The organism is Embleya scabrispora DSM 41855, from assembly GCF_000372745.1.
GTDB classification, from domain to species: domain Bacteria; phylum Actinomycetota; class Actinomycetes; order Streptomycetales; family Streptomycetaceae; genus Embleya; species Embleya scabrispora.
On sequence record NZ_KB889582.1, the window covers coordinates 1 to 12748 of the forward strand.

At 70.7% G+C, this 12748-nt stretch carries 14 protein-coding genes and 1 pseudogene; 7 read left to right on the forward strand and 8 right to left on the reverse strand.

Annotation, left to right across the window (positions count from 1 at the left end; all coding sequences use genetic code 11):
* Positions 1 to 141 precede the first annotated feature (141 nt).
* Both A3IC_RS0107745 and A3IC_RS53085 read left to right on the forward strand, forming a co-directional pair.
* Positions 142 to 597 (forward strand): hypothetical protein, encoded by a 456-nt coding sequence (locus A3IC_RS0107745; protein ID WP_020549494.1) that lies wholly within the window; start codon positions 142 to 144, stop codon positions 595 to 597.
* Between the two features lie 511 nt (positions 598 to 1108).
* On the forward strand, positions 1109 to 1477 hold the full coding sequence (locus tag A3IC_RS53085; protein ID WP_020549495.1) for a hypothetical protein: 369 nt from the start codon (positions 1109 to 1111) through the stop codon (positions 1475 to 1477).
* Between the two features lie 93 nt (positions 1478 to 1570).
* On the opposite strand, the gene A3IC_RS0107755 is transcribed toward A3IC_RS53085, so the two are convergent.
* The 3 genes from A3IC_RS0107755 to A3IC_RS0107765 form a co-directional block, all read right to left on the reverse strand.
* Positions 1571 to 1999, reverse strand: coding sequence for a hypothetical protein (locus A3IC_RS0107755; RefSeq protein ID WP_020549496.1), 429 nt, complete (start codon positions 1997 to 1999; stop codon positions 1571 to 1573).
* A gap of 166 nt (positions 2000 to 2165) precedes the next feature.
* On the reverse strand, positions 2166 to 2417 hold the full coding sequence (locus A3IC_RS0107760; protein ID WP_158695845.1) for a hypothetical protein: 252 nt from the start codon (positions 2415 to 2417) through the stop codon (positions 2166 to 2168).
* Positions 2418 to 2445: 28 nt separating this feature from the next.
* Positions 2446 to 3156 carry a helix-turn-helix domain-containing protein gene (locus A3IC_RS0107765; protein ID WP_020549498.1) on the reverse strand — a complete coding sequence of 237 codons (711 nt, stop codon included), beginning with the start codon at positions 3154 to 3156 and terminating at the stop codon, positions 2446 to 2448.
* Between the two features lie 224 nt (positions 3157 to 3380).
* Here A3IC_RS0107765 and A3IC_RS68395 point away from each other — a divergent pair, with 224 nt between their 5' ends.
* Complete coding sequence (locus A3IC_RS68395; RefSeq protein WP_020549499.1) at positions 3381 to 3521, forward strand: hypothetical protein; 141 nt, start codon at positions 3381 to 3383, stop codon at positions 3519 to 3521.
* A 196-nt stretch (positions 3522 to 3717) separates the two neighbouring features.
* On the opposite strand, the pseudogene A3IC_RS73395 reads toward A3IC_RS68395, so the two are convergent.
* A pseudogene (locus A3IC_RS73395) lies at positions 3718 to 3899 on the reverse strand (hypothetical protein); the annotation flags it as partial.
* Between the two features lie 431 nt (positions 3900 to 4330).
* On the opposite strand from A3IC_RS73395, the gene A3IC_RS72430 reads away from it, so the two are divergent.
* From A3IC_RS72430 to A3IC_RS53090, 3 genes are all read left to right on the forward strand, one after another.
* Complete coding sequence (locus tag A3IC_RS72430; protein WP_020549500.1) at positions 4331 to 4456, forward strand: hypothetical protein; 126 nt, start codon at positions 4331 to 4333, stop codon at positions 4454 to 4456.
* Between the two features lie 499 nt (positions 4457 to 4955).
* Positions 4956 to 5417: a hypothetical protein gene (locus A3IC_RS0107780; RefSeq protein ID WP_020549501.1), complete on the forward strand. Its 462-nt coding sequence runs from the start codon at positions 4956 to 4958 to the stop codon at positions 5415 to 5417.
* The gene (locus A3IC_RS53090) at positions 5414 to 5737 is read left to right on the forward strand and encodes a winged helix-turn-helix domain-containing protein (RefSeq protein ID WP_020549502.1); all 324 of its coding nucleotides are present in this window, start codon (positions 5414 to 5416) and stop codon (positions 5735 to 5737) included. The genes A3IC_RS0107780 and A3IC_RS53090 overlap by 4 nt, the downstream gene beginning before the upstream one ends.
* A 450-nt stretch (positions 5738 to 6187) precedes the next feature.
* Here A3IC_RS53090 and A3IC_RS61945 read toward each other — a convergent pair whose 3' ends face one another.
* The gene (locus A3IC_RS61945; protein WP_158695846.1) at positions 6188 to 6454 is read right to left on the reverse strand and encodes a hypothetical protein; all 267 of its coding nucleotides are present in this window, start codon (positions 6452 to 6454) and stop codon (positions 6188 to 6190) included.
* 68 nt (positions 6455 to 6522) lie between these two features.
* Here A3IC_RS61945 and A3IC_RS53095 point away from each other — a divergent pair, with 68 nt between their 5' ends.
* On the forward strand, positions 6523 to 7668 hold the full coding sequence (locus tag A3IC_RS53095; RefSeq protein ID WP_158695847.1) for a hypothetical protein: 1146 nt from the start codon (positions 6523 to 6525) through the stop codon (positions 7666 to 7668).
* A gap of 202 nt (positions 7669 to 7870) precedes the next feature.
* Here the strand turns inward: A3IC_RS53095 and A3IC_RS0107805 are convergent, their stop codons facing one another.
* The 3 genes from A3IC_RS0107805 to kdpB form a co-directional block, all read right to left on the reverse strand.
* On the reverse strand, positions 7871 to 10411 hold the full coding sequence (locus A3IC_RS0107805; RefSeq protein ID WP_020549505.1) for a sensor histidine kinase: 2541 nt from the start codon (positions 10409 to 10411) through the stop codon (positions 7871 to 7873).
* 77 nt (positions 10412 to 10488) lie between these two features.
* Complete coding sequence (locus tag A3IC_RS0107810) at positions 10489 to 11238, reverse strand: potassium-transporting ATPase subunit C (RefSeq protein WP_026217992.1); 750 nt, start codon at positions 11236 to 11238, stop codon at positions 10489 to 10491.
* 5 nt (positions 11239 to 11243) lie between these two features.
* A partial coding sequence (gene kdpB, locus A3IC_RS0107815) for a potassium-transporting ATPase subunit KdpB (protein WP_020549507.1) occupies positions 11244 to 12748 on the reverse strand: 1505 nt, incomplete at its 5' end.

A 12748-nucleotide genomic window follows, 5' to 3' on the forward strand; every position in this document is an offset into this window, starting at 1 on the left:
CCTCCTACACCGAAACCGTCGGCCGCCGCCTGTACGCCGCAGCCGCCGAGGTCTCCCGCATCTGCGGATGGACCTGTCCTGGTCGGATACTCGGCCGCAGGGTTTGACCAGCGTGTTCGTCTGATCGGATGATCACCGGTCATGGCGGTCGACTTGGTGTACCGGCTCGTCGTTCGGGTGATCACGTGGCTCGCTCTGTTCGCGCGGTCGCACGCGTCGGAGGACGCGGAGATACCCGCTCTGCGCCACGAGGTCGCGGTGCCGCGCCGGACGACCCCGAGGCCGCGACTGTCGTGGCCGGACCGCGCGGTGCCGTCCGCGTCGGCCCGGGTGCTGCCGAAGGCCGTGCGCGCGCACCGGATCGTCACGCCGGGAACGTTGCCGCGCCGGCACCGGCGCCCGGTCGCGGCCCGGTGGCGGCAGCCGCGTCCGCCGGGCCGACCGCCGGTCTCCGACGAGGTGGCCGCGTCGATCGTCCGGTTCGCGACCGGGAACCGGACCCGGGGCGTGGTCCGGATCCGGGGCGAACCGCGGCGCCCGGGCCACCGGGTGATCGCGGCCACCACCCGCTCGCCGGTCCGCCCCGCCCGCCGGTAGTACGGGTCGTGCGGTGGTAGACCAAGCCCCCCAGGCCCTTCCGCCGATACCGGCTGCGGATGCGCTGCACCGTCGTCGACACCCGCCCGAAACCCACACGCAGTGGCGCCCTCGGCGCCCGCCACCGACGTGGCACCAGGACGCGTAGGACCGCCGCCAGATTCACCCCACGCAACGATATGAATCCCACCCCTGACCCGACAACGGCCTGCACAACCGCAACGGGGTCACACAGGCCGTCGATGCGCAGACCGTGAGGTGCCACGAACGTTCCGGAGGGGACTTCCCAGTGGGCGTGGCCGCGGCCGCCGGACACGGTGCAACGGGGCGTGTGGTCAGGCGTCCCGCCGTTCGATGTCCGCGGGTTTCGCGACGATCGATCGTCGACGAACTTCTCACCGGACAGCCCCCTTCCTGCACAGCATCATGCACGCGACGATGGCCGCCCATCTGCACGCGACCCCGATGCCCCGAGCCGCTTCCGATCAGAGGTTCCGCCCTGGCGCCAGCCGTGCCCGCGTTTGACGGCGGCACGCCCATCGTGGACGTCGGCGACCCGGACGCCAACGACCCCGACCGCGTCCGAGCCGCCCTCGCCCGACATGCACACGCCGCCCTGATCGTCGGCGAGGGCACCTTCGCCCTCACCCTCACGCAGATCCGCGAACTGACCGACCGCACCGCCTACTTCGGCACGCTCGCCGACCTGCGCACCGCCTGCAAGGTCCTCCGCGAGATCACCGAGGGCAAGGACCCCGCCAACACCCTGCGCGGCTACCTCGAACGTGGCCGCGACGCCCACATGCGCCACGTCGAACCCGCCCGAACCCACGCCGACCTCGTCCTCGGGGGGCGGTTTCAAATATCCGACCTTGTATGAGGCGGCGGCGATGACGAAACCACCCGCCGGGGGCGCCGCACCTCGGTGTTCGGCCTCGCGGCCGCGGCTTCGATGCCGAATCGCGGGTCCGCATCAGGCGGGCGGCAGGGCCCTTCGCGTGCGGTCGGTGGCGCTACTCGGCGACGTACTCGGCCTGAAGACGGGTGTAGAGGTCGCGCATGTCGGCCAGGGAGAGACGGTCACCTCGGTTCCCTCCGCGTCGACGGCTATCTGCCATTCGCCGTTCCCGTCCCCGGTGGCCACCTTGATGGGCGGCTGTGCCATCCACATCACGTCGATGCCGGGCCGGACCACCACGCCCACGAGACCGGGGTGCAACACCATGCCACCCCGACCACCGGGCTCCATGAGCAAGTCGGCGAGCGTTTCGGTGGCATCGTCGCCCCGCACGCTCTCCGAGACCACCGTGATCTCCCCGCCGCCCACGTGCGTGAGCATCACCGCCATATGCGAACAGTCCTTGTACCGCTGCCACAGGGGAGTCTTCCCAGTGAAAGGCATACGTTCATCCTGCCCACCGGTTGTGCCGCTCGACCCGGGAACGCGACCGGCGGAACGAGGACTTCACGGGTTCGGCCGCGCGGCGCATCGCGCCATCGGATCGCGCTGTGTGGATGCGGTGGGGCGACGAGGATCCCGTCCGGTCGGGGACCGGACGGGATCGTGGTCATCGGCGATGGGATATCGCGACCGCAGTCGGGGGTGGGGAGCCCATGCCCGGGCGGATGCCCAGTGCGGCCAGGTCCTCGATGGTCATGTGCACCCAGACCCGCATGTCGAACAGGGCCGCCATGATCTCCTGTTCGCTGAGTTGGCTGCGGAGCTCGGGGTCACGCAGGACTTCGACCATGGGCGGGACGGGTCCCCTCACCTTTCCGCGCCGGGGTCGCATCCTGGCGAGCAGACGTTTCAACCACATGCCCGCAACCTCCTTGTGTTTTCCGGCCTCAGGAGTGAATCCTCGCGCACGGACGGTCGAAATTCCCATGCCAGGTGTTACAGATTTGTATGCCCTCGGGGAAGGCCGCGTTGGGGTGCCGGAAGGACCAGTACGAGTCACCCGAGCACAGGGTGGGGCTGGTGGCGGTGATCCGGCCGCCGTACCAGTAGGTCGCGAACGAGCAGCCGGCCGGGCTGTTCCAGCTGGAGTCCCAGGTGGAGACTGTCCGCGCGGACGGGATCGTGCGGCCGTTGAGGGCCCGGGATACGGTGGTTCGCCCCAAGTCGGTGCGCGCCGTGAGCTGTCGCACGTTCATCCCGGACTGTGCCGGCCCGTCTCTCAACAGGGTCCCCAACTCCTTCAACGCCTCGTTGTGAGGCGAAACGTAGGCGTATTTGGCCGTCGAATCGTTCAACCGCTTGGATCTCGCACGCGTTCCATTCGCGTGGGTGATCAGCCGCTCCTCGATGTCGCGCCGCAGCCTCTGCCACTGCGGAAGGCCCTTCTCCCCTTGCGGATGCCACGCGGAGACCATGGCGCACAGGGTGTTCATCGATGCCGGCCGAGTGCTGTTGAGCGCGGCGTAGATGGCGGTTCTGCTCGTTTCCCACTCGCCGGCGGCCACCTTGTTGATGCTGATCTTCCGGGCCGCTTTGCTGCCTCCCGCCCGTGCGATGGCCCCCTGGAGTTCGCGCAGCCGCACGGCGAACTCGCCCAACGGATGCGAGTGATCGATGACGCGCCGTCGATTCGGCGCGGATCCCCCTTCAACGAGCATTGAGTCGAATCGCGGGAAGCCCCGCGAAGTCCCATTTGATTCCGCGTGGTTCCGCACACCGGACATCGCGATATGCCGGGTGCTGACATTGAAGCGGCCCGCCGGCAGGCGTCCAACCATCACCGACGGGCCCCTCAAGATCCAGCCTTCGAAAGGGGACCCAGATGGCCAACGGTACGGGCCGACGGACCGGCGAGGTCAGGGCCGGCACCGCCCTGCATCTCGTCGGGCAGGCCGTCCTCGGCATCTTCGCCGGCGCCTCCCGCGCCGTCGCCGAGCGGTTGATCAAGCTGTTCTCGGACTAGTCGCGGACCTTCCCGGCCGGCGACACGCCGCACGGCCGGGAAGCGCGGCGCTCGGTCGACCACCGCCAAGAGGAACGGAGGAAGGGCCCGGTGGTGATCACCGGGCCCTCCATGCGAACGGGGTCGCGAGTCGGGCTGCCGGCACCGGCAGCCGGAGCACCCGACGGCAGATGTCGGAGCCGACCCAGGCCGGCGACGCGAATGCCGATCCGGGGTTGATGGTGAGGAGACGCTGATTCCGTCCACGGGAAGCAGTAAAGGGAGTACGTCCAGCAGACGTGTGGCCGACGTCAAGGTACGTGCGACGGCGAGGACTTCGGCTTTGGCTCGTAAGGTGTCCCAACGGGAACCTTCCGGCCTGTCGGATAACAGCAAGATTGCTCCGGGCGACTGTGCGTATGACGAGGGGTGGCCTTTATGCTAACGAAGTTTTGCTTCCTCTCGCACTCGAATCCGGCGTGTCGAGTTGCCCGATACTGTTTACACAGAAACAGCAAGGAAGAAATTTGTGCACGTTCTGGAATGTCCGATCGGCACGCGAAATCGCGCTTCCCGACGTGGTTGCGGAACCCGCGAGGAGAGCCCCGGTGAATTTCGGGTGGCACCGAGTCTCACATCAAATGTGGGGATCCGGAGCGAACGTCGACACCTGAACGCAACAATGGCCGCGTGAACACCGACACGACGATCGGACGTTGTCGAGCTGCCCATGGCCTCGATACCGACTCCTGTGACACCGCACCCGACGCGGTGGGATCATCGACCGGGCCGGCACTCGGGCGCCCGCTTGCGAGCTGCACGGCACGCGGATGCTCGCGAGCCTCGTGGACGCCCCGGTGCACCCCGGCCGGGTCGACGACCGGGCGGCGATCCGCGTCCACCTCGCGGCGCAGAACACGCCCCCGTACGCGTTCATTACTGCGGACCATCGGTGAGGGTGTGCCCCCGGGCCCAACCATTGCCTCCGTGGAATACCGGTGCGGCCGGAGCCGCGGTGTGCCTTCCGCCGTGAGGCGGCCACCCTCACCGGCCCTCGACTTCTACGGCGCCGCCCCTAGGGGTGGTGCCGTTTCGCCGTCCGGGACCTTTTTCGGCGCCGCCGCTGCACGAGGTACCGAGCATTGCAGCCGGCCCGATGACCTCCACCGATCCTCGCGCCGATCGGGTCGCCGGCCCTTTCCCCGATTGGGGTGCTCTCTTGAAGGGGCGACCCCCTTCGGGTGCGCTCGGCCGGGCACCGCCTCACCGGCTGCGCCGGAGTCGACCCGGGCTCGTCCGCCTGCCGGGTGTGGACGGACATTGGTGCTCGCCGATCCAGGGGCCCGGCGGCACCACGTCGCGTGGGTCGTCCGATGTGGCCCTCGCGGAGAGGCTTGACTTTCCCGCTGGGAAAGTAGGACGCTTGCTTTCCCGACAGGAAAGTGAGGTTCTGCCATGACGAACACCGCTCCGGAGCAGGCTCGCGCCGCGCTGGACGCCGTCGATCGTGCCCAGCGCCTGGTGGCCGGGGAGGTGGGTCTGCCCCGCGGCTACTGGTGGGCGATGGCGGCCGGCTGGCTCGGGTTGGGCGTGCTCGGCAACGTGGCGCCGTGGCTTGCCGGGACCGCAACCGCGGCCTTCGGCGCCGGGCACGGGATACTCGCGTCGCGCCTGCTCGACGGCCGCCGGCGCACGGACCGACTGCGGGTCGGCGCGGCCGTCGCCGGGCGCCGCACCCCGCTGGTCGTGCTCGGCATGCTGTTCGGGCTCGTCGCCGTCACCGTGGCCGCCGCCTTCGCGCTGCACGCCGACGGCGCCGACCACGCGAGCATCTGGGCGGCGGCACTGGTCGCGGCCGTGATCGGCTTCGGCGGACCGGACATCCTGCGCGTTCTGCGCCGTTGGGCACGGGCATGACGAACGCGCGGTTCGACGAGCTGATCCATCCCAGCACCCGGCTGACGCTGGTGGCAACACTGGCCGCCGCCGACTGGGCGGAATTCGCCTTCCTCAAGGAGCAGCTGGGCTTGTCGGAATCGGCGCTGTCCAAGCAGCTCGCAACCCTTGAGGAAGCCGGGTATGTCGCCACCGAGCGCCGCCTCAGCGGTGGCCGCCGCAAGGTACGCGCCCGCCTGACCGACGCCGGCCGAGACGCCTTCGACGGCCACGTCGCGGCACTGCGAGCCATCGTTGCCGGCGCCACAACCCCCACCGAAAGCCCCGCGACTCGTCCCTGACGTGAGTCCACGCACGTGCTCACAAGGCGTCGACCAGGGCGGTACCTCGCGCTCCAGCGCCCTGGTCCGATCCCACCGCGCATCGGACTCGACCGGCCGAGGCCGCGTCCGTCTGCGCTACGCCGTCCCGGCCGCGACGACGTTCAGGAGCCGGCGGGCCGAACGCAGCGACCAGTCCCCGACGAGCGCGAGCAACGGGGGCAACCGTTCGACCGCCGCAGCCGGCCGGCCGATGTCGCGCAGGGCCTGCTCGACCGAGCCACGCCCCGCCTACGCCCGACTCCTCGCCGGCCTCGCCGAGCGCTACCCCGCGCTCCCCCCAACCCCGGCCGCCGATACCGCCGACACCGCCGGGACCCCGGCCGTCTTGCCGGACCGGGGCGAACCCGTCCCCGACGAGCCCGGCCACCGGCAAGCGCCCGTCGCCCCCGAGTCCGGCCCGACGCCCACCTAGGCCGCCCCGGCCACCGAGCCGGTCGTCACGGCGGCCGCGCCCTGGACCCGCACACCGACCACACCGCCCGCCGCCGCCCCGGCGGCCGCGCCGAAGTCCACGCCGACGCCACCGCGAGCTGCCCCGGTGGAGCACCGTGCCCCGGCCGGCCCGACGTCGCCGAGCAGGCCCGCCAAGGCGGCCGCGAAGACCGAGGACGCCGAGTCCAAGCCCGCACGCTTCCCGGCGGGCCCGCTCGCGGTCCTGGACACCGACACCGACACCACCACGCTCCTCGCGTACCTGGCTGACGGCACCGTGCTGCCCTGCCCGGCGAAAACCCTGCTCCGTGGTGACCTGGGCCCTGGACGCGGGCCTGGGGGCGGAGCGTCCGCACCGCGCCGGCCGCGACGCCGACCCCCTGGTCGTCGTCACCGCCGCGGCCGCCGCACGCCTGCGCCTGCCGGCCGAACTCGACGACCGCAAGCACCTGCGGCTGACCGAGTCCCACCCCGTCGTCAAGCAACTCCTCAAGCCCGGACGGAAGTTGACCAAGCGCGGCTTCGGGTCCTGGACCAAGGTGTACAAGCCCGTCGACGGCGGCCGCCGCCAATGCGTACAGCTCGCGTTCCCGCACTGGGACGCCCTCGACACCCGCTCCTGGGCCGACGCCGCCACCCTCCCCGCACCCCAACTCGCCCAGCTCCTCGGCGCGTACGCCACCCGCGTGGTCACCCCCCGCGGCTCCACCGCCGCCGCCGGCCTCGCCCTGATGACCGAGCTGCGCCCGCCCACCCAGGCCGTCAAGGACGAGACCACCGGGACCTGGCGCTCCGGCCCCGTCGCCGGCTCCCTCCTCGAAGCCGTCGACCCCGCACCCCCCGAGGCGGCCTCGGAACACCCGATCGCGCAGAACCGCGACGAACGCGACGTGATGGTCGAAGAGGCCCACGTGTGGTCGCGCGAGCTCCACGCCGTCACCGACGACGAGGGCGAAGCCCCCTGGGCGATCGGCCTGGACGTCAACGCCGCGTTTCTCGCCGCCGCGTCCCGCCTCCCGGTGGGCATCGGCGCACCCGAGCACGTCACCGCGCCGCGCTTCGATCCGAAGATGCCCGGCTGCTGGTACGTCGACCTCTCCGGCGTCCGGGTCGACCCGCGCCTGCCGTCCCCGTTCACCCCGAACGGGATCGCACCCACCGGGCCCGGCTGGTACGCCACCCCCACTGTCGCCTACGCCGCCGAACTCGGCGCCACCGTCGAGCCGTTGCAGGCGTGGATCCGGCCGGAGAACGGCCCCTACCTCGACCCCTGGTACACCCGCCTGCGCGAGAGTGGGCGCGTTCTGGGGTACCGGGGCAACGCGTCCGGGTCCGGGGGTGGTGTCTTCGCGCGTTCGCCCCACGCGCGAGCGAGTGACACGCCCCGGCCCGGACCCCAACGCCTGAGCCGCTATCGGTTCAGGCGTGTGGCGCGGGACGGGGGACGGCGGGGATGACCTTGGCGAAGGGCGCGAGCACCGCGCGCACTTCCTCGTGCCGGGTGGTCGGCATCGAAGGGATCTCCCTCCGCTGGGGCGCGTCGAAGCCGCCGCCGGGCACGTCACCATCCAGTGGCCCCGGCTCGACGCCGTGCCGCAAGCGATGCGAGGCCTCCTCGGCCGGCGCCGACCAAGTACCGCCGAAGGCGAACGAACGGTTTCAGGTGGTGAGTTCGGCCGGGATGTCGCTCGGTTCCGAGCCGGCGGACGCGGGCAGGGTGAGGACCATGGTGAGGCCCCCACCGGGGGTGTCCTCGGCGACGAGGGAGCCGCCCATCGCCTCGGTGAATCCTCGGGCGACGGCGAGTCCCAGGCCCACCCCGTGACTTCGCGGCGCGTCGCCATGCCGGGCGAAGGCCTCGAAGACCCGATCCTTGGCCTCGTCGGGCAGGCCGGGTCCGCGATCGACCACCCGCAACTCGACCCGATCGCGGACCGCCTCGGCGAGGACGACGACCGGTGTCCGTGCCGGGGTGTGCAGCACCGCGTTCTCGACCAGATTCGCCACCACGCGCTCCAGCAGCTCCGCGTCGGCCCGCACGGTCGGCAGCGTGTCGGGAAGGGATAGCCGCACGACGGATTTCGTGGCGCGGGTGACCATGCCCGGAACCACCTCGTCGAGCGCGATGTCGACCGGGAGGGGGTTGACGGTCCCACTCCGCAGGCGGCTCATGTCGAGCAGGTTGCCGATCAAGCGGTCGAGGCGGTCGGCGCCGTCCTCGATCGTGGCGAGAAGTTCGGCCCGGTCGGCCCGGTCCCACTCGACCTCCTCCGTACGCAGGCCGGACGCGCCCGCCTTGATCGCGGCCAACGGGGCACGCAGGTCCCGGGTGACGGTGGCGAACAGGGCCATGTCGATGTTGTTGCCCTCGCCGAGTCGGCGCGCCTCGGCGGCTTCGGCGACCAGGGCGCGGCGCTCCACGACCAATGCGGCCTGCGCGGCGAAGGCTCCCAGGACGCGGCGGGTGTCGGCGGGCAGCGTGCGGCCGGACAGGACCAGCGCGAGCGACTCGTCCACCGGTACCTCCACGTCCGCCGCGTCCGGGTGTGCGGCGGGGCTGGGTCCGACGGAGGCGACGCTGTGCCAGGATCCGTGCGGTCCGTCGCGTCGCAACAGGGCCACCGACTCCATGCCGAAGGTCTCTCGGACCCGTTCCAACAGGGCGGGCAGCGCCTGCTCACCGTGCAGCACGCTGCCTGCGAGGAAGCTCAACGTCTCCGACTCGGCCTGACTGCGCGCCGCCTGCTGGGTGCGCCGCGCGGCGAGGTCGACGACGGACGCCACCGCCAGGGCGATGACAACGAAGACTACGAGGGCCAGTACGTTGCCGGGTGCCGCGATGTCCAGGGTGTCCATCGGCGGCGTCAAGGAGTAGTCCAGCAGCAGCGACCCGAGTACGGCTGTGACAACCGCCTGCCACAGGCCGCCGAACAGAGCGACTCCGACGGTGAGCGCCAGGAACAGGAGCATGTCGGGGGGTAGTGCGGTGTTGCTTCGGGTGGGCACGAGCGCGGCGGTGAGCGCGGGCGGTCCGAGCAGGGCAACCGCCCAGCTCACGACCGTGCGCGTCCGGTCCTGGGTCGAGCGTGTCGCCTTGTCCGCGCGGCCGCGACCGATGTGCTCGTGGGTGACGATGTGGGTGTCGATGTCGCCGGAGTGAGCGGCGACGGTGGCGCCGACGCCCGGGCCCAGCACATATTGCCATGGTTTGCGACGACTGCTGCCGAGCACGACCTGCGTGGCGTTCACCCCGCGGGCGAAGTCGAGGAGGGCACCGGGTACGTCGTCGCCGACGACGGAGTGGAAGGAGCCGCCGAGCGAGTCCACCAGCCGGCGCTGGCGGGCCAGATCGGCCGGCGAGGACCCGGACAGACCGTCGCTGCGGGCCACGTGAACCGCGAGGAGTTCCCCGCCCGAGCCCCGACCGGCGATCCGCGCTGCCCGCCGGATCAGCGTGTCGCCCTCCGGTCCGCCGGTGAGCGCCACCACGACCCGTTCCCGAGTCGGCCAGGTCGCGTCGATCCCGTGCTCGTGGCGGTATTCGCGCAGGTACTCGTCGACCCGGTCGGCCACCCACAACAGGGCCAGTTCCCGCAGGGCGGTGAGGTTGCCCGCGCGGAAGTAGTTCGCGAGCGCGGCCCCGACCGTCTCGGGCGCGTACACGTTCCCGTGCGCGAGTCGGCGACGCAGCGCCTCGGGTGTCAGGTCGACGAACTCGATCTGGTCGGCGCGGCGCACCACGTCGTCGGGTACGGTCTCGCGCTGCGGGACGCCGGTGATCGACTCGACGACGTCGTTGAGTGATTCGAGGTGCTGCACGTTGACCGTGGAGATCACGTCGATTCCGGCGTCGAGGATCTCGTCGATGTCCTGCCAGCGCTTTTCGTTGCGCGAACCGGGCACGTTGGTGTGCGCCAGCTCGTCGACCAGAGCCACTCTCGGTCGGCGTGCGATCACCGCGTCCACGTCCATCTCGGTGAACGAGCCTCCCCGGTAGGTGAGTTGTCTCCGAGGGACCATCTCCAGGCCGTCGAGCATCTCCTCGGTGCGCGGCCGGTCATGGCACTCGACCAGCCCGACCACCAGGTCCGTACCGCGCGAGAGTCGACGGTGTGCTTCGTCGAGCATCGCGTACGTCTTGCCGACCCCGGGGGCCGCGCCGAGGTAGACCCGCAGCTTCCCGCGTCTGGGAGCGCTCATGGTCGGTCAGCCCATCTCCACGATCGCGGACTCCGGCGACGAGTACCCGGATCCGACCCGTCTGTGCGGCATCGGCATCACTCTCGCCGTTTGTCGGCGCGCGCGAGCGCGAGGTTGAGTTCCAGGACGTTGACCCGCTCGCTGCCCAGTACGCCGATGACCGGGGCCTGAACGTTGTCGTCGACCAGGTCGCGGACCACCGCGGGGTCGAGTCGGCGCGCACGGGCGACCCGCTCGACCTGGAGCAGCGCGTACGCCTTGGAGATGTGCGGGTCCAGGCCGGATCCGCTCGCGGTGACCGCGTCCACCGGCACCCGGTCCTCGCCGACGCCGTTGAACGCGGCGACCTGTGCCTTGCGGTCCTTGATCGCCCGGACCAGGATCGGGTTCTCCGGCCCGTAGTTCGACGCGCCCGAGGCGAGCGCGTCATAGCTCGACACCGAGGGGCGTGGTTGGAACCACAGCGGATCGGGTGCGGTGCTGACACCGGCTGCCTGATCGGCCGTAAGTGGGCCGCCGCCCGCGAGGAAGGCATACGCGACCTCGCCGCCCGGATTCTCGTGCTTGACGACTTCCCGGCCGTCGGCGGCGAACAGGCGGGCATTGCCCCGGGTGTCGACCAGGTCGAAGGACTGGCCGATCAGGCTGGAACCCACCTCCTTGCCCTGATGCTTGATCCTGGAGCCGTTGGCCCGGTCGGGGAAGACGACCCGGGCAATGCCGGTCATCGCGAACGGATAGGCGAGTCCACACAACAGGGTGAGCACGATCAACGCCCGCAGTCCGGCGAGGAGCACGCGTACGCGGGTGGTGTTGATGGTGGGCATCCGGGTCACCCGATTCCGGGGATGAGCGAGACGAGCAGGTCGATGAGCTTGATCCCGACGAACGGGGCGATCAGGCCGCCGAGTCCGTAGATGCCGAGGTTGCGCGAGAGCATCTTGTCGGCCGACAGCGGCCGGTAGCGCACGCCGCGCAGCGCGAGCGGGATCAGCGCGACGATGATCAGCGCGTTGAAGATCACCGCCGAGACGATCGCCGACTCGGGCGTGGCGAGGTGCATGATGTTGAGCTTGGACAGTCCGTGCAGCGCGTGCGGGCCGCCGCCGGCGGCGAACATGGCGGGGATGATCGCGAAGTACTTCGCGACGTCGTTGGCGATCGAGAACGTTGTCAGGGCGCCGCGGGTGATCAGAAGTTGCTTGCCGATCTCGACGATCTCGATCAACTTGGTCGGGTTCGAGTCGAGGTCGACCATGTTCCCTGCCTCTTTGGCCGCCGACGTGCCGGTGTTCATCGCCACGCCCACGTCGGCCTGGGCCAGGGCCGGCGCGTCGTTGGTGCCGTCGCCCGTCATGGCGACCAATTTGCCGCCCGCCTGCTCACGCCGGATCAGGGCCATCTTGTCCTCGGGGGTGGCCTCGGCGAGGAAGTCGTCGACGCCGGCCTCGTCCGCGATCGCCTTGGCGGTCAACGGGTTGTCACCGGTGATCATCACGGTCCGAATCCCCATCCGGCGCAGCTCGTCGAACCGCTCCCGCATGCCCTCCTTGACCACGTCCTTGAGGTGGATCACACCCAGGATCCGGGCACCACCCGCGTCCTCGACCGCGACCAGCAGCGGCGTACCGCCCGCAGCCGAGATGCCGTCGACCAGCTCGCCCGACCGGGCCGGGATGGTGCCGCCCCGTTCGGACACCCACGCGTTGATCGCCGACGCGGCCCCCTTGCGCACCCGCCGGACAACGCCGTCCTCCGTCAGGTCGCCCCCGGACATGCGGCTCTGGGCACTGAAGGCGACCCACTCCGCATGCCCGAGCTCGCCCTGCTGCCGCTCGCGCAGCCCGTACCGCTCCTTGGCGAGCACCACGATCGAGCGGCCCTCCGGCGTCTCGTCGGCCAGCGACGACAACTGCGCCGCGTCGGCGAGTACGTCCTCGACCAGGTGGTCGACGGCTACGAATTCGGACGCCTGGCGGTTGCCGAGGGTGATCGTGCCGGTCTTGTCCAGCAGCAGCGTCGACACGTCGCCCGCCGCCTCCACCGCGCGCCCCGACATCGCGAGCACGTTGCGCTGCACCAGTCGGTCCATGCCGGCGATGCCGATCGCCGACAACAGCGCGCCGATCGTGGTCGGGATCAGGCAGACCAGCAGCGCGACCAGGACGATCATCGACTGCTCGGCGTGCGAGTACTCGGCCAGTGGTTGCAGGGTCACGACCGCGAACAGGAAGACGATGGTCAGCGACGCGAGCAGGATGTTGAGCGCGATCTCGTTCGGCGTCTTCTGCCGGGCGGCGCCCTCGACCAGGGCGATCATCCGGTCGATGAAGGTCT